16 protein-coding genes are annotated in these 23,371 nt (G+C 57.2%); 12 read left to right on the top strand and 4 right to left on the bottom strand.

From position 1 onward, the window contains the following. Positions 1-3: 3 nt before the first annotated feature. Together argS and GQR90_RS15550 are read right to left on the bottom strand one after the other, a co-directional pair. The gene (gene argS / locus GQR90_RS15555; RefSeq protein WP_158774894.1) at positions 4-1,689 is read right to left on the bottom strand and encodes an arginine--tRNA ligase; all 1,686 of its coding nucleotides are present in this window, start codon (positions 1,687-1,689) and stop codon (positions 4-6) included. A 199-nt stretch (positions 1,690-1,888) separates the two neighbouring features. Beyond that, positions 1,889-4,156 carry a primosomal protein N' gene (locus GQR90_RS15550; protein WP_158775604.1) on the bottom strand — a complete coding sequence of 756 codons (2,268 nt, stop codon included), beginning with the start codon at positions 4,154-4,156 and terminating at the stop codon, positions 1,889-1,891. Positions 4,157-4,368: 212 nt separating this feature from the next. Between GQR90_RS15550 and rpmE the strand changes: the two genes are divergently transcribed. The 3 genes from rpmE to GQR90_RS15535 all read left to right on the top strand — a co-directional run bounded on the left by rpmE (position 4,369) and on the right by GQR90_RS15535 (position 6,351). Beyond that, positions 4,369-4,581: a 50S ribosomal protein L31 gene (gene rpmE / locus GQR90_RS15545; protein WP_158774893.1), complete on the top strand. Its 213-nt coding sequence runs from the start codon at positions 4,369-4,371 to the stop codon at positions 4,579-4,581. Positions 4,582-4,618: 37 nt separating this feature from the next. Then, the gene (locus GQR90_RS15540) at positions 4,619-4,966 is read left to right on the top strand and encodes a hypothetical protein (RefSeq protein ID WP_158774892.1); all 348 of its coding nucleotides are present in this window, start codon (positions 4,619-4,621) and stop codon (positions 4,964-4,966) included. A 116-nt stretch (positions 4,967-5,082) separates the two neighbouring features. Next, a complete protein-coding gene (locus tag GQR90_RS15535) occupies positions 5,083-6,351 on the top strand; it encodes a malic enzyme-like NAD(P)-binding protein (RefSeq protein ID WP_158774891.1) in 1,269 nt (422 codons plus the stop codon). A 133-nt stretch (positions 6,352-6,484) separates the two neighbouring features. Here GQR90_RS15535 and GQR90_RS15530 read toward each other — a convergent pair whose 3' ends face one another. Continuing rightward, entirely contained in the window at positions 6,485-7,249 is a 765-nt protein-coding gene (locus tag GQR90_RS15530) for a DUF481 domain-containing protein (protein WP_158774890.1), read from the bottom strand. A gap of 146 nt (positions 7,250-7,395) precedes the next feature. After that, positions 7,396-9,909 (bottom strand): penicillin-binding protein 1A, encoded by a 2,514-nt coding sequence (locus GQR90_RS15525; RefSeq protein WP_158774889.1) that lies wholly within the window; start codon positions 9,907-9,909, stop codon positions 7,396-7,398. A gap of 253 nt (positions 9,910-10,162) precedes the next feature. On the opposite strand from GQR90_RS15525, the gene pilM reads away from it, so the two are divergent. The 9 genes from pilM (at position 10,163) to GQR90_RS15480 (ending at position 23,341) form a co-directional block, all read left to right on the top strand. Continuing rightward, a complete protein-coding gene (gene pilM / locus GQR90_RS15520; RefSeq protein ID WP_442778552.1) occupies positions 10,163-11,224 on the top strand; it encodes a type IV pilus assembly protein PilM in 1,062 nt (353 codons plus the stop codon). Continuing rightward, entirely contained in the window at positions 11,221-11,811 is a 591-nt protein-coding gene (locus tag GQR90_RS15515; protein WP_158774887.1) for a PilN domain-containing protein, read from the top strand. Before pilM ends, GQR90_RS15515 begins: the two co-directional genes overlap by 4 nt. Further along, the gene (locus GQR90_RS15510) at positions 11,808-12,440 is read left to right on the top strand and encodes a type 4a pilus biogenesis protein PilO (protein ID WP_158774886.1); all 633 of its coding nucleotides are present in this window, start codon (positions 11,808-11,810) and stop codon (positions 12,438-12,440) included. The genes GQR90_RS15515 and GQR90_RS15510 overlap by 4 nt, the downstream gene beginning before the upstream one ends. Beyond that, the gene (locus GQR90_RS15505; protein WP_158774885.1) at positions 12,437-12,997 is read left to right on the top strand and encodes a pilus assembly protein PilP; all 561 of its coding nucleotides are present in this window, start codon (positions 12,437-12,439) and stop codon (positions 12,995-12,997) included. Before GQR90_RS15510 ends, GQR90_RS15505 begins: the two co-directional genes overlap by 4 nt. 144 nt (positions 12,998-13,141) lie before the next feature. Then, the gene (locus tag GQR90_RS15500; protein WP_158774884.1) at positions 13,142-15,196 is read left to right on the top strand and encodes a type IV pilus secretin PilQ; all 2,055 of its coding nucleotides are present in this window, start codon (positions 13,142-13,144) and stop codon (positions 15,194-15,196) included. Beyond that, a complete protein-coding gene (aroK, locus tag GQR90_RS15495) occupies positions 15,196-15,738 on the top strand; it encodes a shikimate kinase AroK (protein ID WP_158774883.1) in 543 nt (180 codons plus the stop codon). Before GQR90_RS15500 ends, aroK begins: the two co-directional genes overlap by 1 nt. A gap of 49 nt (positions 15,739-15,787) precedes the next feature. Further along, the gene (gene aroB, locus GQR90_RS15490) at positions 15,788-16,903 is read left to right on the top strand and encodes a 3-dehydroquinate synthase (protein WP_158774882.1); all 1,116 of its coding nucleotides are present in this window, start codon (positions 15,788-15,790) and stop codon (positions 16,901-16,903) included. Between the two features lie 493 nt (positions 16,904-17,396). Continuing rightward, positions 17,397-21,848, top strand: coding sequence for a glutamate synthase large subunit (gltB, locus tag GQR90_RS15485; protein ID WP_158774881.1), 4,452 nt, complete (start codon positions 17,397-17,399; stop codon positions 21,846-21,848). 77 nt (positions 21,849-21,925) lie between these two features. Then, positions 21,926-23,341: an FAD-dependent oxidoreductase gene (locus tag GQR90_RS15480; protein WP_158774880.1), complete on the top strand. Its 1,416-nt coding sequence runs from the start codon at positions 21,926-21,928 to the stop codon at positions 23,339-23,341. Positions 23,342-23,371: the final 30 nt, after the last annotated feature.

The raw sequence follows: 23,371 nt of genomic DNA, 5'->3' as shown, positions 1-23,371 counted from the left end.
GGTTTACATCTCCTCGGGGGCGCTGACGCCCAGCAGGGCCAGGCCGTTGCGAATGACCTGCGCCGTTGCCAGGCCCAATGCCAGGCGTGCGTTACGGGTAGCTTCGTCCTCGACCATCACTTTCACCGCGTTGTAGCAGGTGTGGAAGTCGGAGGAGAGGTCCTGCAGATACTGAGCAACCTGTTGTGGCTCGCGTACGCTAGCGGCATGGCTCACGACATCCGGGAATTGTGCCATGCGATTCATGACGGCCTTTTCCTGATCACTGGTCAGTAGTGCGAGCTGAGCCATTGCCAGGGTTTCGTCGAAGGCCTTGTCTTCGCGATCAGCCTTGCGCAGGACGCTGTGCACGCGGGCATGAGCGTACTGAATGTAGTAGACCGGATTGTCGTTGGACTGCGAGCGGGCCAGGTCGATATCGAAGGTCAGCTGGGAATCGGCACGACGAGCGGCGAGGAAGTAGCGAGTCGCGTCGCGGCCGACTTCCTCTATCAGGTCACGCAGTGTCACGTAGCTACCGGCGCGCTTGGAGAGTTTTACTTCCTTGCCGGAGCGCATCACGGTCACCATCTGGTGCAGCACGTAGTCTGGCCATCCCTTGGGGATGTCGGCCTTGAGTGCCTGCAGGCCAGCGCGTACACGGGTTACGGTTGAGTGGTGGTCAGCACCCTGTTCGTTGATGACCTGAGTGAAACCGCGTTGCCACTTGTCGAGATGATAGGCGACATCGGGCAGGAAGTAGGTGTAGCCACCGTCACGCTTGCGCATCACGCGGTCTTTGTCATCGCCGAAGTCGGTGGTACGCAGCCATAGCGCGCCGTCATCTTCGTAGGTATAGCCATTGTCGACCAGGCGCTTGACGGTCTCTTCGACCTTGCCTTCGCTGTAGAGCGAGGATTCGAGGAAGTAGACATCGAATTCGACACCGAAGGCCTTGAGATCAAGATCTTGCTCATGACGCAGGTAGGCAACGGCGAAGACGCGGATGGCGTCCAGGTCGTCAGTATCGGCCGCACCAGTGACCTGCTTGCCGTCAGCTTCAACCGTGTCGCCAGCCATGTAAGAGGCAGCCAGCTCGCTGATGTAGTCACCGCGGTAACCGTTCTCCGGCCAGCTCGCATCGTCCGGGCCCAGACCTTTGGTGCGTGCCTGAGTGGAAAGCGCCAGATTATCGATCTGTGCACCAGCATCGTTGTAATAGAACTCACGGGTGACGTCGTATCCGGTCGCGGACAGCAGGCGGCAGAGTACGTCGCCGACTGCGGCGCCGCGGCCATGACCGACATGCAGCGGGCCGGTCGGGTTGGCAGATACGAACTCTACCTGGACCTTCTCGCCACGCCCGACATCACTGTGACCAAACTGCTCGCCTTCGCTGAATACGCGGCGCACGATGTCGGCGACAGCATTGGTGTCGGCGAAGAAGTTGAGGAAGCCGGGGCCGGCGATCTCAACCTTGGAGACGGCCTCGGACGCTGGTAGTGCGGCAATCAGCTTTTCCGCCAGGTCGCGCGGCTTCATGCCAGCAGCCTTGGACAGCATCATCGCCAGATTACTGGCGTAGTCGCCGTGGGTCTTGTCCTTGGTCGGATCGACCTTGATCTGCGGGCTGGTATCGGCCGGGATCGTACCGTCAGTCTTGAGGGAGTCCAGGGCCTGGCCCAGCAGTTCGATGATCGTCTCTTTCATGGAATATCAGTCTCTTCACGGCTCAGATCGCGCTCCCATCGCCGATATGACGGTGACAGGAGCTGCAGGCGGTAGGCCTGCGATGCAGTAGGGGGTGCGGATAAGAATGCACAATGGGTGTCATTATCACCGATCCGGCGTCTTGCTTAAACCGCCGCGGACAATCACACCGCGATCAATCGGTGATCAATGGTATGACTTACGCCATACCGATGGGATCTATGTCCAGCGACCAGCGCAGGCGACGTGCGTCACGGTCCTTTTCACAGAGGGACACCAGCCAGGCAGCAGCTTCGTGCAAGGCACCACGCTTATCGGCGCGTAACAACAACTGCGCGTGATAACGGTTCTGCCGGCGCTCCATCGGTGCCGGTACTGGCCCGAGGCAATCCACGCGCAGATTGGCGTCTGTCAGGTGCTGGCGGAGTGCGGTGCCAATCTTGAGCAGCCATTGTTCTACCTGTTGCTGGTCCGGCGCTTCAGCGCGCAGTAGCGCCAGATGGCTATAAGGAGGCAATTGTGCAACGCGCCGTTCTTCGAGCAGCTCTCCGGCCAGCTGCGGATAGCCGGCCTGAATCAGAGTCAGCAGGTTGGGGTCTTCGGGGTGTCGTGTCTGGATCAGAACCTCGCCAGGACGCTCGGCGCGACCGGCACGCCCCGCGACCTGTATCAGCAACTGGGCTGATTGTTCCAATGCACGGAAGTCGGCGGCATACAGGCCGCTGTCGGCATTGACCACGACGACCAATGTGACGTGAGGGAAATGGTGACCCTTGGCCAGCATCTGTGTGCCCACCAGAAGACAGGGCTCGCCGCGTCGTATCACGGCGAGCGCCTCGCTCATCGCATTCTTGCGTTGGGTACTGTCGCGATCGATACGTAACACCGGCACCTCGGGAAACTTTTCACCCAGCAGTTCCTCGGTGCGCTCGGTACCCGCACCCTGCGGTCGCACGTCGCCGCTACCACAGACCGGACAGGCATCGGGCAGTGGGCGGGTGCGCTCACAGTGGTGGCAGGTCAGTTGAGGCGGATGGCGATGTAGTGTCATGCGTGCATCGCAGTTGTCGCACTCGGCCAGCCAGCCACAGGCGTGGCAGGTCAGCGTGGGGGCGAAGCCGCGACGATTGATGAACACCAGTACCTGATCGCCTTGCGTGAGACGTGTCTCGATGGCCTCGAGGCTTTGGGTAGAGAGGCCTCCGAGTGTCATGCGCCCGCGTAGGTCTATCGGATGAAGGCGTGCCGGCTGGCTGCGACCGGCACGCTGATATAGATGCAGGTGTACGAAGCGTCCTTCGCGCGCGTGACGTAGGCTTTCCAGCGATGGCGTGGCACTGCCCAGCACCACGGGAATGCTTTCCTGCTTGCCGCGCACCAGTGCCAGGTCCCGGGCGTGATAGCGCAGCCCGTCCTGCTGCTTGAAGGAGCCGTCGTGTTCTTCATCGACGATGATGACGCCGAGCTTGGCCATTGGCGTGAAGATGGCCGAGCGGGTACCGATCACGATGCGCGCGCGACCACTGCGTGCGGCCTCGAAGCCATCGAGGCGCTCGCCGTCGCTGACACCAGAGTGCAGCATGACCTGCGGGACATTGAATCGACGACGAAAGCGTTCCAGTGTCTGGGGGGTGAGGCCAATTTCCGGCACCAGCACTAGCGCCTGGCCACCACGGTCAAGCACTGCCTCGATTAGCTGTAGGTAAACCTCGGTCTTGCCGGAGCCGGTGACGCCTTCGAGCAGTGTCGGGCTGAAGTGACCAAGCCCTTCGTGGAGACGTGCCAGCGCGCGTCCCTGTTCATCATTGAGGGAGAGATCAGGTTCGGCGAGTACCCCTTTATGTGCATGTTCAGGGCGAATGCCGGTGACAGGTTCTTCGAGTGAGGCAATCAAGTCACGACCACGCAGGGTTTCCAGCTGTTGGCGAGTGAAACCCTGTGCAGTGATTGCACTATGCACCATGCCGTGACGATGCTGTGCCAGTAGTTCCAGCAAGGCGATCTGACGTGTTGCGCGACCAAGACTTGACGGTTCGGTGGCCCGTCCCTTGTCCGTCAGATGCCAGCGCTCACGGGTACGTGCTTCCAGCGTACGACCCTGACGTAACAATGAGGGCATGGCTTGTGCAAAGGTGTCGCCCAGCGAATGTTGATAATAGCGGGCGGTAAAGCGACACAGCCATAGCCAGTCGGCAGGTAGTGGCTCGTCGTCGATGACCTCGCTGACAGGCTTGAGCTTCTCCATTGGGAAGCTTGAATCAGTGCGTAGTTCGGCAATGACGCCAACGAGTTGGCGCCGCCCGAACTCGATACGTACGCGTAACCCGACCTGCCAGCCATGGCGTGGAGGCGTGTGCGCAGGGAGGTAGTCGAATAGATCGCGAAGCGGCCCGGGAATCGCAATGCCCAGTACACGCCCCGGCAGGTAAGAAGCAGTCTTGTCGGTAGTGTCAGGCACGCGAAACATCCAGTTGTGAAGAAGGGTGTCGAGGATCACTGTGCAGTCTACAGAGTGTTGCTGTGAATAAACGGCACAAAGTTTGGTCTTGCGGCAGATGGCTGGTAAAATGCGCGACCTTCCGTCGGAGTCGGCGGAAAGACCGGTTATCATCCAAAACCCGTGTACGGTGCCTGGCAAGTGATCAGGTGGCGGTGCACAGCGAACTGAGGCTATACATCATGAGACAGGGTATCCATCCGGACTACCAGCGCCAGACCGCCACTTGCTCTTGCGGCGCGCAGCACGAAATTGGTTCCACCGCCAAGCAGACCTTCGCGCTTGACGTGTGCTCCGAGTGCCACCCGTTCTACACCGGCAAGCAGAAGCAGGCTACCACCGGTGGTCGCGTTGAGCGCTTCAACAAGCGTTTCGGTGCTGCTATCAAGCGCTGATACCTTCAGCTGCTTGTCGCTTTCATGCCCCAGTGGTGTGAACAAGAAACCCGCTTACGAGCGGGTTTTTTTGTGCCCGTCTGTTGAGCTGCTCGCAGAGATGATTTGGATGAGTCATGGGTCAACCCTGGATGAAAGTGGGTCGTTAAAAAGAAGTGCGCGCTGTGAAGATACCGAAATTGTTTCCGATTTGGCATTAGTGCAGCTCTCACCTCGCATCAACGGATATGAGTGGGTCATGCTGAGCATATTGTCAGCAGAATGCGGGCATTTTTGCGAGAAGAGCCATGAAATTGAGCAGATTCGTGCGCTATTCTTCGTCAGTGATAAGGAAAGGATTATGGATGAGCCACTCATCCATAACGCTAGACGAATGGCTAAATAATTTTTTAAACTATCGTTTTAAATCCTTTTATAACAATAAGTTGCGTCGGTTGTTCGCCGGTGTGTTTTTCTATATTCTGGAGGCAGCCAACCCAGTCAAAATACCGGATGACACGCATGTCTGATGCCATGAAGAAAGCAGCACTGAAATATCACGCCGAACCTATTCCCGGGAAACTTTCCATCGAGCTGACCAAGCCGACCGAAACGGCCAAGGATTTGGCACTAGCCTATAGCCCGGGTGTTGCTGAGCCGTGCCGCGAGATTGCTGCCGATCCGGAAAATGCCTATCTGTATACGGGCAAGGGCAATCTGGTTGCGGTTATCTCCGATGGCACCGCCATCCTGGGATTGGGCAACCTGGGGCCGTTGGCTTCCAAGCCAGTCATGGAAGGTAAAGGCGTGCTATTCAAGCGCTTTGCTGGCATCAACTCTGTCGATGTCGAAATCGAGGCCGAAAGCCCGCAAGCTTTCATTGATACCGTGCGTCGTATCGCGATCACCTACGGTGGTATCAATCTTGAAGATATCAAGGCGCCGGAATGCTTTGAAATTGAGCAGGCGCTGATTGAGCAATGCAGCATTCCAGTGTTTCATGATGACCAGCACGGTACCGCCATCGTGACTGCCGCTGGCATGCTCAATGCATTGGATATCGCAGGCAAGGCACTGGCTGACGCGCGCATCGTGTGCCTGGGTGCTGGCGCAGCGGCTATTGCCTGCATGAAATTGCTGGTCGCCAGTGGTGCCAAGGTTGAGAACATCTATATGCTCGACCGCAAGGGCGTGATCCATAGTGGCCGTGATGACCTGAACCAATACAAGGCGATGTTCGCCACTGAGACGGAGTTGCGGACTCTGGACGATGCTATCGACGGCGCTGATGTGTTTGTGGGCCTTTCGGGGCCGAATCTTCTCAAGGCTGATCAGCTCAAGAAGATGGCCGATAAGCCAATCGTATTTGCCTGCTCCAATCCGGACCCGGAAATCCATCCAGATATCGCACGTGAAGCACGCCCGGACGTCATCATGGCGACAGGGCGTTCTGACTACCCGAATCAGGTCAACAACGTGCTGGGCTTCCCGTTCATCTTCCGTGGTGCGCTTGATGTGCGTGCGACCCGTATCAATGAAGAGATGAAACTGGCAGCCGTGCATGCCTTGAAAGATCTGGCCCGTGAGCCGGTTCCTCAGGCAGTGCTGGATGCCTACGAAATCGATAGCCTCGAATTCGGCCCGGGCTATATCATTCCGACGCCGATGGATGCGCGTCTGCTTGAGCGTCTTCCGGCTGCCGTCGCTCAAGCGGCGATTGATTCTGGTGTGGCGCGCAAGCCATATCCGTCGCACTACCCGCTGACCAATACTGATCAAGTGTATGGCTGAGTTTCGACAGATGTTGTGAGAGTCCGTTAGACAAAGCGGTATAAAAAAGCCCTCGTCGGAATCTCCGATGAGGGCTTTTTGCTGTGCTGGCGATGGCAGTGACAAATGGCGAGCACAGTGGTGGGTCGTGTGCCTAGAAGCTATAGAGGATGGAGGCGGCCGTGGTGGTGTCCGTTTTTGCGTCGGATTCGTCCGGTGGGTTGGTGTTATTTTCAATCTCATGGGAAAGCTTGAGTGCCAGGCTGGCATTGATCGACACCGTCAGCGCGGTGTAGCTGCGGCTGATGACGTTGTCGCGAGTGGCTTCTGCCGAGAACTGTTGTTCAAACTTGGAGGTATCGGATAGCTGCCAGCGATAGTCCATGGCCGAGTAGCCCAGCAGGTAGTTCTCGTGCTCACCGGCCGTGATGTCATCGAAACGATAACCGGGGCCAGCTTCGATCGAGAGATTATGCTCCGGTCCGGTCAGCAACGAGATGCCTTCGCCGACAATGGAAGTGACCTGATGGTTGTAGCCGGAGAAGCGTTCTTTTTCCCAGCGCAGCAGGCCGAAGGCATAGTGATCGTCGCCGAGATCGTAGCGTTCGCGCTGACCGATCAAGTACTTGTCTGTCGTGGTCTCACCACTGCTGGAGACATGCTTGGCCTCTACGCGGAACGTGTGTGTCCACGGCTTGAGGTGCCATGACAGGCTGGTCTTGCCCAGTAACGTCTCACTGTTGGAGTTGCCTGAAAGCTTGGTGAATCCTAGTTCCGCCTGACCACTGAAGGGTTCGGAGTCGTCGTTGCCAGCTGGAGGAGCATAGAACAGACTGTCCTCTGCGTAGGCTTTCTGCAGTGGGAGTAGGGCCAGGCACAGCAGTGCGGTCATGCGCAGTGTGGGCAAAGGGTGAAGCATGCAGACTCCGGGCATGGTTGAGGGATATGGCATCATCATTGACTAAATGACGCTATTCAGATGAAAGAAGAGCGACCAGTGGCCGCTCTTCTAGAGGCTAGCCGACAGCCGGATGACATTGGCTGGCGTGTGCGACAGAGATCAGATCAGAAAATGGCCTCGAAAGTTCCAGTGCCTTCTGATCCGCTTTGCTCCTCAAGCTCTTTGCGCATGCCGCGTTCCTGGTATGGCGGCAGGCTATCCTTGCGGAACAGCTCGCTAATCCCGCCCTGACCATCATGCAGGCGCTTGCCTGTATCTGGGTCGATCGTGGCTGACACAATGCCGTCGGGGCGCGCCATGGTGGCTGACGGCATGTCTTTCAGCGCGCCGCGCATGTAGTCGACCCAGATGGGCAGGGCTGCCTGCGCGCCATATTCGGCCAGCGTATCATTTGAGTCTTTGCCGACCCAGACTGTCGCGACCAGCTTGCTGTTGAAGCCAGAGAACCAAGCGTCTCGCTGGTCGTTGGTGGTGCCGGTCTTGCCTGCCAGATCATCACGGCCAAGTACCATTGCACCACGACCTGTCCCGCGCTTGATGACGTCTTCCATCATGTCACGAATCAAATACATGGCTTCTGGCGAGGCAATGCGCTCGGCCAGCGGATACTGGCGACCATCACGATTCACCGTCACCATGCCGGGCGAGCAGTTGGCGCAGGCAACGGCGGGGTGTGCTTCATAGTCGATCTCATCGTCGCCACGCGTGACGGTATCGATATACCAAGGCTCGACACGGAAACCGCCATTGGAGAGTACTGCATAGGCGCGCGCCATCTCTAGAGGCGTCAATGAAGCACTTCCCAGCGCCAGTGACAGGCCGTTGGGCAGTTCTTCACGCTTGAAGCCAAGTTTCACGAGGAAGTCGAGCGTCTTGTCCAGTCCTACCGTCTGTAGCAGGCGGATAGAGACCAGATTCAGGGAGCGATATAGGCCAACGCGAATACGTGTCGGGCCGGTAAACTTGCCGCCGGCATTTTCCGGGCGCCACAGCTTGCTGCCATCCTGCATGACGACGGGTGCGTTATTGATGATGGTCGCGGGTGACATGTCACCTTCTTCAAGCCCGGCGAGATAGACAAAAGGCTTGAAGATGGAGCCCGCCTGACGGCGTGCCTGAATGGCACGGTTGAACTTGCTGGCGGAGTAACTGAAGCCGCCTTGTAGCGCAAGGATGGCACCGCTTTCGGGGTCCAGCGAGACGATGGCGGACTGGGCGTCCGGCAGCTGACCTAAGCGATAGCCATCGTCTTGCTTGATGATGCGAACCAGATCACCCGTGCTGGCAATATTGGCTGCCGAGTTTGGCACGCCGCCGCGCCATTTGGCACTCTTGTATTCACGTGCCCACTTGAGGCCGTCCCAATCAAGGGTGGCCACGGTTGAGTCAGCGAGTAGCACCTTCATCTGCTTGCCGTCGCTTTCCACCACAATGGCGGCTTCTAGCGGGCCGTAATCTGGCGTGCGATCCAACACTTTCAGCCAGTTTGAAACGTCACGATCGATGCCCTTGATGCGTTTTTCGCTCTTCTGGGCAGCTTGCTTGGCGGTCTCGAGGACTTCTGGCGTCTTGGAGAGCTCTTCCTCAAGTCCGGCGCGATCGGTCTTGTCCTGGGCTTCTGCCAGCGAAGCAGAGATATCGGATTCTTCAACACCTCTCCAGCCATGACGCGTGTCATAGGCTATCAGGCCCTTGATCAGAGCGTCTCGCGCTTGCGGCTGCAGCGTGCTGTCGAGTGTTGTGGTGATGCGGACATTATCGGTATAAGCCTTGTCGCCGAAGCGATCGACCGCAAAGCTACGCGCCATCTCGGCGACATAAGGCGCCTCGACTTCTGGCTTCGTATAATGGCGGGCTGCTGTGATCGGCTCATTGACGGCCTCTTCATAGGCCTGTGCTTCGATGTAGCCCAGGTCTTTCATGCGTAGCAGAATCCAGTTGCGACGGATCAATGCACGCTGAGGGTTGGTCAGCGGGTTGAAGCTGGACGGTGCCTTGGGCAGACCGGCGAGCATGGCCTGCTCGGCGAGCGTCAACTCATCCAGAGATTTGTCATAGTAGGTACGCGACGCAGCCGCAATCCCGTAAGCACGATGGCCGAGGAATATCTTGTTGACGTAAAGCTCGAGAATTTGCTGTTTGGAGAGAATCTGCTCCATCTGTAGCGATAACAAAATTTCACGAATCTTGCGCGTAAAAGTCTGGTCCAGCGTCAGCAAGTAATTACGTGCCACCTGCATGGTGATAGTGCTACCACCAGACTGAATGCTTCCGCTGGAGGCCAGCTGGAGCGCCGCGCGTGCCAAGCCCCTCGGATCGATACCCGGATGCGAGAAGAAGTTGCTGTCTTCTGCGGCAAGCAGTGCATCGACGAAAGTTTTGGGTATTTCGTCATAGGTCACTGGAATGCGCCGCTGATCACCATATTCCCCAATCAGCTTACCGTCGCGCGTATAGATACGCAGAGGCGTCTGCAATTTGGTGTCTTGAAGCTGATGGACATCGGGCAGGCCTGGTGCGAAATAGATAGAGGCGCCGACGATGGCCAGCAGTCCCGCGGCACACAGTGACAGCAGCAGCCAGAAAACTGGCGAAAATAGACGTCTTAATAGCTTCATGGGCAAGACAGGATCCGTGGGTAATGGGAAGCGAGTGGCTGCGCGGCGATAGGCAATTCCATTGCTCGAGCATTATAAGTAGCGGGCCGAGATGCGGCCAGCGTTGAACCCCGACTTACGCGTCTGTTGTGTTATTCTGGGAAACATAATGTAACATCTTGGAATGATAGAGGGATGTCGCGGAGACGTCGTCCAGGAACTGGCGGCCAGCTAGTCTGGCAGGATCGTCATCAGAGCAGGGGAATGCCAATTGCTGGGACTTAAATCCGCCGGCAAGGGACTGATCGGAGTTGATATCACTTCGGCTACGGTCAAGCTCCTGGAGCTGTCCAGACGAGGAAATCGATACCAGATCGATAGCTATGCTGTGCGCCCACTCAAGGAAGGTGCTGTCGTCGAACGTCGAATTCGGGACATGGACGAGGTCGTGATGGCGATAAAGCGTGCAGTGGAGCAGGCTCAGCCTCGCTCCAGGCGCGCTGTCGTCGCTGTACCAGCGAGTGCTGCCATCACCAAAACCTTGAGCTTTCCCGCAAACCTTGCTGATGACGAGATCGAGCAGCGCATCGCGCTCGAGTCCGAGAAACACTTCCCATTCCCACTCAACGATGTTGCATTCGACTTTCAGCATTTAGGGGTCAACCCGCGCAATCCTGAACAGCAGGATCTTTTGCTGGTGGCATGCCGTAGCCTGGATGTTGATCAGCTGACATCTGCATTGGCTCAAGCGGGACTCGAACCTGCTGCGGTAGATGTTGAGACGTTCTCGCTTGAACGCGCCTTCGGCGAGCTGCGCCATCAGCTACCGCCGACCTACGATAACGAAGAATGCGTCGCAGTCGTCGATATCGGCGCGACCATGACGGCATTCCACGTCATCCAGAACGGACGCATTGTCTATAGTCGTGACGCCGTGGTCGGGGGTCGTCAGTTGACCGACGAAATCATGAACCGCTTTGATCTCTCCAATGATGAAGCAGGCCTTGCCAAGAAGCGCGGCGGTCTGCCTGAAACCTATGACAGCGAAGTGCTGGGTCCGTTCCGCGATACCCTCATGCAGCAGATTGTTCGCTCTCTGCAGCTCTACTACACCGCTGGAAAGCGCCGAGAAGTACAGCGCATTCTGCTGGGTGGCGGCACTGCGGCGATCATTGGGCTACGAGAAGCACTCGCGGAGCACACGGGGCTCGAAGTGATGATGGCAAATCCCTTCACCCACATGAGCGTCAACCCGCGTGTCGATATTCAGGCACTGGCGGGAGATGCTCCTGCGATGCTGACGGCGTGTGGTCTTGCGATGAGGAAGCGGTCATGACCATTGAGATCAATTTACTCTCGTGGCGTGAAGATCGCCGCGAGAAACGTAGCAAACGCTTTCTGGGCGTTCTGGCCATGGCGGCAGTAGTAGGGATTGGTGCCGGGTATGGCATGAGCGAGTACTACCAGGGCCAGTTCGAGGCGCAAAAGCAGCGACACGAGTATATCGAGAAGGAAATGGCGCGGCTGAATCGTGATATCAAGGAAGTCGAGGATATCGAAGTGCGCCGCACCCAGATGCTGGCGCAGATTGAATTGATACGTAGCCTGCAATTCTCCCGCCCCGAGACGGTACGTGTCTTCAATCAGCTGGTGTCGACGCTAGTGGATGGCGCTTGGTACCAGAGCATCAGTCGTAATGGCCGCCAGATCAAAGCTAGCGGTACTGCTGAAAGTACGCGTCAAGTCTCCAGTCTCATGCGTACGCTGGCATTGTCAGACACCTTTGGTACTCCCACGCTTTCCGATGTGCAGAGCAGGGATGATGACCAGCGCAGCTTCAATATCATGATTCCGGAGCGACCCATGTCGTCCGTGATGGGGGGTACTGAAACGAAAGCCGCCAAGAAAGGAGGCCGGCAATGAGTTTTATCGATGCCGAAGTTCGTCGCCTCAAGTCTACGGATTTTCGTGATCTTGATCTGAAGGAAGCGGGTGTCTGGCCAGTCACACTGCAGGCAGTGCTGGCGCTGATCGTGCTGGGGGCTCTTTTCTGGGCTTCACACTGGTTCCTCGCTGCTCCGAAGGCAGAAGACCTTGAGCGGCTGCGGGCTCAGGAAAGCCAGCTGTTGAAACAGTTCGAGGGCAAGGCTTTCAAGGCTGCCAATCTGCCCGCCATGCGTGAGCAGATGAAAGAGCTGGATTCGAGAATGGAGCAGCTGCTCGAGATGCTTCCGACCGATGCTGAAGTGCCAGCATTGCTCGACGACATCAGTGAAACCGCGATCAGCAATCAGCTGGAAGTGGAATATATCCGTCTCAAGCCTGCCGAGAATCGCGACTTCTATGTTGAGCAGCCCTTCGATATCAAGGTGCGTGGCGATTATCATCGCATTGCCGCTTTCGTGTCTGGTGTCGCTGGCTTGTCACGTATCGTGACTCTGCATGACTTCGTCCTCACGCCCGTCGATAAAACCGATGAGCTTGAGCTGTCGCTATTGGCCAAGACCTATAATTACCGTCAGACGGCGGCTACATCGGGAGGCAAGAAATGAGCCTGATGAATCGTCGAATGCATATGCTGGGAAGCGCAGTCTTGCTTACGGTGTTGTCGGGCTGTGGAGATCCGCAGTTACCCGCACTGGAAGGGGAGCTTGAGTCTCTGAGAGGCCGGCCTTCCGGGCAGGTCCAGGAGTTGCCGCCTCAGCCCGAGTATCATCCGGTGACGTATGACATGGCTGATGCACGTAGCCCGTTTCAGGCTCGTTTGCCAGAGCCGGAAGAAGAGCTCACCGAAGTGGATAATGGCGTCCGTCCGGATCTTGATCGCGGGCGCGAGCCTCTTGAGGCTTGGCCGATGGAACAGCTCAGCATGGTCGGTACATTGGATGTCGATGGCGCGCGCTCAGCACTCATTCTGACGCCGGAGCAACAAGTACAGCGCGTGCGCGTAGGCAATCACATGGGCAGCAACTTTGGCAGAATCACGCGTATCGGTGATACGCAGCTCGATATCGTGGAGATAGTGCCCAATGGTCAGGGCGGCTGGATTGAACGTACGCGTGCGTTGGCACTGACAGAGCCTGTGCAGAAGAACGGCCAAGGTCGATAGCACAGACAGCCAGGAATATTGTCACGGAAGACGAGCGGTCGACCTTCAAGGGGCTGCGACCGTCACCATTACGCTTCGATAAGAATAAGGCGCGATCAGCCCCAAGGCTGAGCGGAGCCATAGCGAGACAGGGGACTAGGGAACATGACGCGATTGCAACGAATGAGTCTGCTGGGGTTGGCAGCTTTCGGCACTTTGATGGCGAATGTGGCGCTGGCAGCCTCTACGCTGAAGGACCTTGGGTTCACCTCGCTGGGCGGTGATCGCATGGAGCTAAAGCTCGATTTCGCCGGTGGCGTGCCGGAGGTCAAGGGCTACCGTATCGAGACGCCGCCACGTATCACTATTGATCTGATGGATACCCACAGTCAGCTTGAAAAGCGCCGCTTCAATCTGGGCCTGAATGGCGTGGAAGAACTGGTAGCGCTTGAGGCCGGTTCGCGGACGCGTCTTGTCATGAAGTTGAATCAGTCCAAGCCTTATGTCACCCGCACAGAGGGTAATAGCCTCTATGTCATTGTCGGGGAGCAAGGCGGTCCGGTGGCGACTCAATCTCCTGCCGCTACGCAGAATGCCGCGTCAGTCTCAGGCAGTGATGCGCTTGAGGTCGCCAGTGAACCTTCCATCAGTGGCATCGATTTCCGTCGCGGAACCGAAGGCGAGGGGCGGGTTGTCCTCAATTTCAATCGCTCCAATGTCGAGTCTCGTGTAACAGAGCGGGGGCGCAAGATCTATGTCGACCTCAAGGGCGTCACGCTCCCGCCAGAGCTGAATCAGGTGCTGGACGTGGGTGACTTCGCCACCCCCGTGACCCGTATTGATCCGCAGCGTACCCGTGATGGCGTCCGTCTGGTGGTCGATGCCAGTGGTTACTATACGCAAATCGCGACGCAGGCTGGAAATGAGCTGGTGCTTGAGGTGAAGCCGCTTACTCGCGAAGAGCAGGCTGAGCGTATCAAGGACAAGTTCCCGTATACCGGCAAGAAGATCTCGCTCAACTTCCAGAATATCGAAGTGCGTTCCGTGCTGCAGATCATTGCTGATTTCACGGGGCTCAACCTCGTCGCCAGTGACAATGTGACGGGTAACGTCACTCTGAATCTCAAGGAGGTTCCTTGGGATCAGGCGTTGGACCTGGTACTCAAGTCCAACGGGCTGGGCAGTCGCCGTATGGGTAATGTGCTGATGGTGGCGCCTGCAGAAGAATTGGCCTCGCTGGAGCGTAAGGAGCTTGAGGCGAATCAGCAGGTCAAGGAATTGGCACCGATGACCACGGAGTATGTGCAGGTCCGTTATGCCAAGGCAGCAGATCTAGCCGCATTGCTGAGAGGGGAAGGTGGTATTGGTCTTCTCTCCGAGCGCGGTCGCGTCATGGTTGATGAGCGTACCAATACCATGTTGATTCAAGACACTCGTGACACTCTCGAGGAAATCCGCGGCACACTGGAGTATTTGGATATCCCCGTGCGCCAGGTGCAGATCGAAGCGCGTATCGTGATTGCACGCAGCAGTGTTTCCAGTGAGATTGGTGTCAACTGGGGGGTCTCTTCTGGCGGTAGTGGCGGAAATCTGGACTTGAGTGGTGCTTCCACAGGCACCTCTGACAGTGGTGGTTTGAGTGTTGATCTTGGCGACGATAGTAGCCCGAGCAGTACCTTCAGTTTCGGCTATCTCTCGGGTGACATCCTGTTGGATCTCGAGTTGTCGGCACTTGAGAGTGAAGGCAAGAGCCAGACCATCTCTCAGCCCAAGATCATTACCGCCAATCAGAAGAAAGCCATCATCAAGCAGGGCCAGGAGATTCCCTATGAGGAAGCGACGTCCAGCGGTGCGACCAATATCGAGTTCAAGGAAGCCGTGCTGGCGCTTGAGGTGACCCCGCAGATCACGCCGGATAACCGTATTATCATGGACCTGTTGATCAACAATGATGATGTCTCGGATGATAGTTTCAATGGTGAGCCGGCAATCGATACCAATGAGATCGAGACTCAGGTACTGGTCAATGATGGCGAAACGGTGGTGCTCGGGGGTATTCTGACCTCAGAACAGATTCGGAGCGTGTTCAAGACTCCCTTCCTGGGTGATCTGCCTGTGATTGGAAACCTCTTCCGCTATACCGAAGAGTCCAATGAGAAGGTAGAATTGCTGGTGTTCATTACTCCTAAGATCATCGAGGACGGCCTGACGGTGCGCTGATGCTTGTGATTCCCAATGTATTCCTTGTCGGCCCCATGGGGGCCGGCAAGAGCACTATCGGCCGCCTGCTGGCGGCCGACTTGCATCGCGAGTTTTGCGATAGCGATCACGTGATCGAAGACCGCTGCGGAGCCAATATTCCGTGGATTTTCGATGTCGAAGGCGAGTCTGGCTTTCGTGAGCGCGAGCAGTCCGTCATCGACGAGCTGACCGCGCTGAGTGGTGTCGTCATGGCTACAGGCGGTGGCGCCATCATGGCGGAAGCCAATCGTCGGGTACTGCGCGAACGCGGCACAGTCGTGTATCTCTACGCGCCTGTCGAACAGCAGCTCAAGCGTGCTGGTCGTGATCGTAACCGGCCGCTACTGCAGCAGGATGATCCCGGTCGAGTCCTCAAGCGTCTGTTTGAGGTGCGAGACCCGCTTTATCGCGATACCGCTGATATTATCGTGCGTACCGATCGACGTAGCCCTCGGGCCGTCACCAATGAGATTCGTCGGCGTATCAAGATGCTGGCGGATCCGCTGCACGCACCGGGCTAACCTTTGTAAACAAGGCCCTGTCACTAGTCTCGTTGCAAGGAGAATTCTGATGTCTCAAGCGCCTGCTCATCGTCTTGATGTTGCGCTTGGTGAGCGCAGTTATCCGATTCATATCGGCCCGGGCCTTACGGCGCGTGGTGACCTGATACGCGAGCATCTTGCTGGGCGTCAGGTAATGATTGTCACCAATACTGTCGTCGCGCCGCTGTATCTTGCCGCGTTAAAGGCGTCGTTGGGCGAAGGTCTCGATATCCGCGAGGTGATTCTCGAGGATGGTGAGCAGACCAAGCATATGGCCAGTATCGGTCTTATCTGGGATGCCTTGCTGGAAGCTGGCTTCAATCGCCGTTGCACTCTGATTGCGCTAGGTGGTGGTGTGATTGGTGACATGACCGGCTTTGCGGCAGCTTGCTATCAGCGTGGTGCTGCGTTTATCCAAGTGCCGACAACGTTGTTGTCACAGGTAGATTCCTCTGTCGGCGGCAAGACGGGGGTCAATCACCCACGTGGCAAGAACATGTTGGGTGCTTTCTGGCAGCCCCGGCTGGTCTTGATTGACACATCCAGTCTGAGCACTCTTCCGCAGCGTGAGTTATCAGCAGGCATGGCGGAAGTCATCAAGTATGGCTTGCTGTGGGATGAGAGCTTCCTGTGTTGGCTTGAGGACAACATGGAGGCCTTGATGGGTCTCGATGAGACGCTATTGGGTGAAGCCATTCGCCGCAGCTGTGCCATCAAGGCAGACGTGGTCGCCGAGGATGAAACCGAGCAGGGCGTAAGAGCCCTGCTCAATCTGGGTCATACCTTCGGGCATGCGATCGAGACGGATCAGGGATATGGGGTCTGGTTACACGGAGAGGCAGTGGGGACTGGAATGCTGATGGCCGCGGAGCTCTCGGCTCACATGGGATGGCTTTCCAGTGCTGATGTCGAACGTGTGTCGCGGATCATCAGCAAGGCCGGTCTGCCCGTCGCGGCGCCGGAAAGCATGGGCGTCGAAGATTTTCTGCGTCACATGCAGCTGGACAAGAAGAATGTCGATGGCCGGCTGCGTCTTATCCTGCTTGAGCGTATCGGTCGGGCAGTGATTACCGAGGAGGTGCCGGCAGGTATGCTCAATGAGATGCTTGAGCACTGGCCGCGAAGTACTGCCACGCCTGCTTGAATATGTATTGCCTCGCAGTGTCATATGCAGTGTCATGAAAAAGGCCGTCACCCTGGGGTGACGGCCTTTTTGCTGTCTGAGCGCGCCTCTGGAAGGGGAGTGGACGTCCAATATGCCCGTATTGGTATGCGGTATGCGTAATCGGTATGGGGTAAATTAATAAAAAACGCTGTTTTTTATTATTCCGAGACTAAAGTTGCAAGGCGAAAGTCGCGCAGCATGACTACAAGCTAAGCGCTTGAGCTTGCAGGGTTTTTTTGGAGTTTGTGCTTATAACCTTCGGTTTTGTCAGGTTTTTTTCTAAATAGGCGACGTCTGGAGAATTGCGTAAGCGGGAAGCTGAGGGATATGCTCAAGGTAAATCTGGCGTCAAGAAGCGACACTGATGACGTCAATATCGGCAGGTATAAAAATAAAGATAACCGATAAATATAACCTGGATAATGCTTTTTGAAAAGCATCTGGACATACGATTTCTCCGTGAGGCACGCCCATGAACAAAGGTCTCCACCAACCGGGAGAGTTCCGCGATAACTGCGGCTTCGGTCTGATTGCCCATATGGAAGGGCAAGCCAGTCATGAACTCCTGCAGACCGCAATAGAATCCCTGACCTGCATGACACACCGTGGCGGTATTGCTGCGGATGGCAAGACCGGCGATGGCTGTGGCTTGCTGCTCAAGATGCCGGACAGTTTCATGCGCCAGATCGCCCAGGAGAGTCTTGGGCTTGAGCTGGGCGAGCGCTATGCCGTCGGCACCTTGTTCCTGCCGGATAATGACGCGCGCGAGCAGACGGCTCGCGAGGCATTCGAAGCAGCACTGAGCGCCCGTAATCTTGAGGTGCTGGGGTGGCGCGACATGCCGGTGGACGACAGTGTCTGTGGTCCGATGGCGCGTGATTGCTTACCGCGTATCCGCCAGGTCTTTGTCGGCGCCTCGGATGTTCGTTCTGATCTCGCGTTCAATGTGGACCTGTTCATGGCACGTCGCCGTGCTGAGCAAGCGCTGAAAAGTGAAGAAGATTTCTATGTCTGTTCACTGTCCAGCAAGGTTATTTCGTTCAAGGGCCTGGTGATGCCGGTCGATCTGCCGCGCTTCTACAAGGATCTCGGTGACCCGCGCCTTGAGACGGCGATCTGTGTCTTCCACCAGCGCTTTTCGACCAATACAGCCCCTCGTTGGCCGTTGGCGCAACCGTTCCGCTTTCTTGCACACAACGGTGAGATCAACACCATCGAGGCAAACCGCGGTTGGGCCAATGCGCGCAAGGAGAATTTCGTCTCCCCGCAGCTGCCCGAAATCGCTGAGCTGGATGAAATCGTCAATACCGTCGGCTCTGACTCTTCCAGCATGGATAACATGCTGGAAGTGCTGCTGACCGGCGGTATGGATATCTATCGCGCCATCCGCATGATGGTGCCGCCGGCCTGGCAGAACGTCGAGCAGATGGACTCCGATCTGCGCGCCTTCTATGAATACAACTCCATGCACATGGAAGCCTGGGACGGCCCGGCGGGCATCGTGCTCACCGATGGGCGTCATGCCGTGTGCATGCTTGATCGCAACGGCTTGCGTCCGGCACGTTGGGTGATTACCCGTAATGGCTTCATCACGCTGGCCTCTGAAATCGGTACCTATGATTACAAGCCGGAAGACGTCGTGGCCAAGGGCCGTGTCGGGCCAGGGCAGGTGCTTGGGATTGATACCGAAACTGGCGAAGTACTGCATACCGATCAGGTCAGTGAGCGTCTGAAGGTCGCGCATCCTTACAAGCGCTGGCTGCGTGAGAACGCAAACTATCTCGAATCTGCACTGACCGAACTGGCGCGCTTTCAGCCCATGGAAGCCGATACCCTCGACGTCTATCAGAAGATGTTCCAGGTCAGTTTCGAGGAGCGCGATCAGTTGCTGCGCCCGCTGGCTGAAAGTGGTCAGGAAGCTGTCGGCTCAATGGGCGATGACACACCAATGGCTGTGCTGTCGCGCCAGAATCGTGTGCTGACCGATTTCTTCCGCCAGAAATTCGCACAGGTCACCAATCCACCGATTGATCCGCTACGCGAAGCGATAGTGATGTCGTTGGAAACCTGTTGTGGTGCCGAGCTCAATATCTTCGAGGCAACTCCAGAGCACGCACATCGCCTGATTCTGACCACGCCGGTGCTGTCACCGCGCAAGTTCAATGCGCTGGTCACTCAAGAAGACGCGGCCTTCGCGTCGCAGACGATCAAGCTGCACTACGACCCGCTCAAGGATTCTCTCAAGCAGGCGTTGATGGGTATCTGCCGGCAGGCAGAAGATGCTGCGCGTGCCGGCAAGGTCATCCTCGTGCTCAGCGATTGCGGACTGAAGCAAGGTCAGCTGCCAGTTCATGCAGCGCTGGCGACAGGGGCTATTCATCATCATCTTGGTGCCTTGGCATTACGTCCGCGCGTCAACCTGGTAATCGAGACCGGTTATGCCCGTGACGCTCACCAGATGGCAGTGCTGTTCGGCGTGGGCGCTACCGCCGTCTATCCGTACCTTGCCTATCAGGTGATGGCGGATATGCATCGTACCGGCGAGCTATCAGGCAACCCGGCGGATGCCCGCGAGAACTATCGCAAGGGCATGCAGAAGGGCCTTTACAAGATCCTGTCCAAGATGGGTATTTCCCATATTGGCTCTTATCGTGGCTCACAGCTGTTTGAGGCAGTCGGGCTCAACAGCGAAGTCATGGACATGTGCTTCGTCGGGATGGCCTCGCGCATTCAGGGTGCCGGTTTCGCTGAGTTGCAGATGCAGCAGGAGCTATTGGCTCGTGAAGCCTGGTTGACGCGCAAGCGCATCAAGCAAGGCGGGTTGATCAAGTATGTCCATGGCGGTGAGTACCACGCGTATAACCCTGATGTCGTCATGAAATTACAGGAAGCTGTGCAGCAGGGCGACTATGGCAAGTGGAAGGAATTTGCTCGCTTGGTCAACGAACGTCCGGTAACGACCATTCGCGACTTGTTACGCCTCAAGCCGGTCGCCGAGCCGCTAGCGCTGAGTGATGTTGAGCCAGTCGAGTCGCTACTGCTGCGCTTTGATAGCGCGGGCATGTCACTGGGTGCATTGTCACCAGAGGCGCATGAGGCACTGGCTCAGGCAATGAATGAAGCGGGTGGCCGCTCCAACTCTGGTGAGGGCGGTGAAGACCCAGCGCGCTATGGCACGATTCGCTCCTCCAAGATCAAGCAGATCGCTTCCGGGCGGTTTGGGGTGACGCCAGCTTATCTGGTCAATGCTGAAGTGTTGCAGATCAAGGTCGCGCAAGGCGCGAAGCCCGGTGAAGGTGGTCAGCTACCTGGCGGCAAGGTCAATGATCTGATTGCGCGGCTGCGTTACGCAGTGCCGGGCGTGACACTGATTTCACCACCGCCGCACCACGATATCTATTCCATTGAAGACCTGGCGCAGCTGATCTTTGACCTCAAGCAGGTCAACCCGACGGCACAGGTCTCGGTCAAACTGGTCTCTGAGCCGGGTATCGGCACCATCGCTACCGGTGTCGCCAAGGCATACGCCGACCTGATTACCGTATCCGGCTATGATGGAGGTACTGCGGCCAGTCCGATCACCTCGATCAAGCACGCGGGCTCTCCATGGGAGCTGGGTCTGCCGGAAGTGCATCAGGCGTTGCGTATCAATCAGCTGCGTCACAAGATTCGTCTGCAGACAGATGGCGGCCTCAAGACCGGGCTCGATGTCGTCAAGGCGGCAATCCTGGGGGCAGAGAGCTTCGGTTTCGGTACCGCGCCGATGGTTGCGCTGGGCTGCAAGTATCTACGTATCTGTCACTTGAATAACTGCGCCACCGGTGTTGCGACTCAGCATCAGGCGTTACGTGATGAGCACTTCCGTGGCACTGTCGAGATGGTCAAGCACTACTTCCGTTTCATCGCCGAGGAAGTGCGTGAGCTGATGGCGTTATTGGGTGTACGTCAGCTGACGGACCTGATCGGTCGTACTGATCTGCTCGAAGTGTTGGAAGGCGAGACCAATTCCCAGCGCCGCCTTGACCTGACCCCGCTGCTGGGCAATGACTCAGTGCCCAGCGATGCACCGCAGTTCTGTCAGGTCAGCCGCAATGAGCCGCATGATCCAGGGGCTAAAAACCTCGAAATGCTGGCGGCGATGGAAGATTCGATCGAGCGTCGTATTGGCGGTGATTTCAGTTTCCGCATCACCAATTGTGATCGCTCTGTGGGTGCGCGCATTTCCGGTGAGATTGCCAAGCGCTTCGGCGAGGCAGGGATGGCTGAGTCGCCGCTCAAGGTGAGTCTGACCGGCGTAGCAGGGCAGAGCTTCGGTGTCTGGAACGCTCACGGTCTCGACATGCATCTGGAAGGCGATGCCAACGATTATGTTGGCAAGGGCATGAATGGTGGCAAGTTGACCATCGTGCCGCCGCGTGGCTCTCGCTTTGAAAGTCACAAGACCGCCATCATCGGTAACACCTGTCTGTACGGCGCTACTGGTGGCAAGTTGTATGCCGCTGGTACCGCGGGTGAGCGCTTTGGCGTGCGTAACTCTGGCGCGCATGCGGTTATCGAAGGTTCGGGCGATCACTGCTGTGAGTACATGACAGGCGGCCTGGTCTGTGTATTGGGTGAAACCGGCATCAACTTCGGTGCCGGCATGACAGGTGGCTTCGCCTACGTGCTGGACGAGGGTCGTGATTTCGTCGACAAATACAATCATGAGCTGGTGGAGATCCACCGCATCAATACCGAAGCCATGGAGGCCTATCGTCGCCATCTGCGCGAAGTCATCGAGGAATATGTGGCTGAAACCGGCTCCGAGCGTGGGCGTAGCATTCTGCGCGACTTCCCTGACTTCGTGCGTCACTTCTGGTTGGTCAAGCCCAAGGCTGCAAGTCTGAATGGCCTGCTTGCCCAATCCCGGCGTCAGCCGGAGTGATCGTGCCCCTCATCTTCACTGATTGGAGATGAGGGCCTGCACCGCGACGGTGCCCGGATTTTGAGAGAGGATTCATCATGGCTAATCAGCTCGCCAACGACTTCCAGTTCCTGGATGTGGGTCGCCAGGACCCGCAGAAGAAAGACGCCCGCGTGCGTGCGCGTGAGTTCAATGAGATCTATACCGAATTCAAGCCGGTAGAGGCTGCCAGCCAGGCACATCGTTGCCTGGAATGTGGCAATCCCTACTGTGAGTGGAAGTGTCCGGTTCACAACTACATCCCCAATTGGCTGAAGCTGGTCGCTGAGGGCAATATCCTCGAAGCTGCCGAGTTATCGCATCAGACCAACTCGCTGCCGGAAGTCTGTGGTCGTGTCTGCCCGCAGGATCGTCTGTGCGAGGGTGACTGCACTCTGAATGACGGCTTCGGTGCCGTCACGATTGGCTCGGTCGAGAAATACATTACCGACACTGCCTTCGCGATGGGCTGGCGCCCAGACATGTCCAAGGTCAGCTGGACTGACAAACGCGTCGCCATCATCGGAGCGGGTCCGGCTGGTCTGGGCGCTGCGGACATTCTGGTACGCAATGGCGTGCGTCCGGTGATCTATGATCGTCATCCGGAAATCGGTGGCCTGCTGACCTTCGGTATTCCTGAGTTCAAGCTCGAGAAGGGCGTAATGACTCAGCGACGTGAGATCTTCGAAGAGATGGGAATGGAGTTTCGTCTCAACATCGAGGTTGGGCGCGATATCGGATTCGATGCGATGCTGGAAGAATACGATGCCGTCTTCCTCGGCATGGGCACCTACAACGCCATGAGCGGTGGCTTCCCGGGCGAGAGTCTACCGGGTGTGCACAAGGCGCTCGACTTTCTGATCGCCAACGTCAATCACTGCCTGGGCTTCGAGAAGGACCCCGCGGATTACGTCTCCATGGAAGGCAAGAAGGTCGTGGTGCTCGGCGGTGGTGATACTGCGATGGACTGCAACCGTACCTCCATCCGTCAGAGTGCGGACACCGTGACCTGTGCCTATCGTCGCGATGAGGCCAATATGCCCGGTTCACGTCGTGAGGTGACCAATGCTCGCGAAGAGGGCGTCGACTTCCTGTTCAATCGTCAGCCGGTCGCGGTCGTCGGTGAAGGCAAGGTTGAGGGCGTCAAGGTTGTGCGGACTCGCATGGGTGAGCCGGATGCCAATGGGCGTCAGCGCCCTGAGGTGGTGCCGGGTTCCGAGGAGATTCTGCCGGCTGATGCTGTCATCGTGGCCTTCGGTTTCCAGGCAAGTCCGGCACCGTGGTTCACCGATTTCGATATCGGCGTTGATGAGCGTGGTCGGATCGCGACCAGTGCCGAACGTTTGGCGTTCCAGACCACCAATCTCAAGGTGTTCGCCGGTGGCGACATGGTGCGTGGCTCCGACCTGGTGGTCACTGCCATCGATGAAGGGCGACGTGCGGCAGAGGGGATTCTCGACTATCTCGAAGTGTGAGGTTGGCGTGTAGTGTCACTCAGTCTTGAA

It is taken from the genome of Cobetia sp. L2A1 (genome assembly GCF_009796845.1).
Taxonomy (GTDB): Bacteria; Pseudomonadota; Gammaproteobacteria; order Pseudomonadales; family Halomonadaceae; genus Cobetia.
This window is presented reverse-complemented; position numbering and strand designations above follow the sequence as displayed.

What these genes read in the sequence shown, in the direction of transcription:
- GQR90_RS15500 (WP_158774884.1), top strand. Translation starts at nt 13,142, where the DNA reads ATGACGCGATTGCAACGAATGAGTCTGCTGGGGTTGGCAGCTTTCGGC.
- GQR90_RS15535 (WP_158774891.1), top strand. Translation starts at nt 5,083, where the DNA reads ATGTCTGATGCCATGAAGAAAGCAGCACTGAAATATCACGCCGAACCT.
- aroB (WP_158774882.1), top strand. Translation starts at nt 15,788, where the DNA reads ATGTCTCAAGCGCCTGCTCATCGTCTTGATGTTGCGCTTGGTGAGCGC.
- aroK (WP_158774883.1), top strand. Translation starts at nt 15,196, where the DNA reads ATGCTTGTGATTCCCAATGTATTCCTTGTCGGCCCCATGGGGGCCGGC.
- GQR90_RS15505 (WP_158774885.1), top strand. Translation starts at nt 12,437, where the DNA reads ATGAGCCTGATGAATCGTCGAATGCATATGCTGGGAAGCGCAGTCTTG.
- rpmE (WP_158774893.1), top strand. Translation starts at nt 4,369, where the DNA reads ATGAGACAGGGTATCCATCCGGACTACCAGCGCCAGACCGCCACTTGC.
- GQR90_RS15530 (WP_158774890.1), bottom strand. Translation starts at nt 7,249, where the DNA reads ATGCTTCACCCTTTGCCCACACTGCGCATGACCGCACTGCTGTGCCTG.
- gltB (WP_158774881.1), top strand. Translation starts at nt 17,397, where the DNA reads ATGAACAAAGGTCTCCACCAACCGGGAGAGTTCCGCGATAACTGCGGC.
- GQR90_RS15515 (WP_158774887.1), top strand. Translation starts at nt 11,221, where the DNA reads ATGACCATTGAGATCAATTTACTCTCGTGGCGTGAAGATCGCCGCGAG.
- GQR90_RS15480 (WP_158774880.1), top strand. Translation starts at nt 21,926, where the DNA reads ATGGCTAATCAGCTCGCCAACGACTTCCAGTTCCTGGATGTGGGTCGC.
- GQR90_RS15550 (WP_158775604.1), bottom strand. Translation starts at nt 4,156, where the DNA reads ATGTTTCGCGTGCCTGACACTACCGACAAGACTGCTTCTTACCTGCCG.
- GQR90_RS15525 (WP_158774889.1), bottom strand. Translation starts at nt 9,909, where the DNA reads ATGAAGCTATTAAGACGTCTATTTTCGCCAGTTTTCTGGCTGCTGCTG.
- GQR90_RS15510 (WP_158774886.1), top strand. Translation starts at nt 11,808, where the DNA reads ATGAGTTTTATCGATGCCGAAGTTCGTCGCCTCAAGTCTACGGATTTT.
- argS (WP_158774894.1), bottom strand. Translation starts at nt 1,689, where the DNA reads ATGAAAGAGACGATCATCGAACTGCTGGGCCAGGCCCTGGACTCCCTC.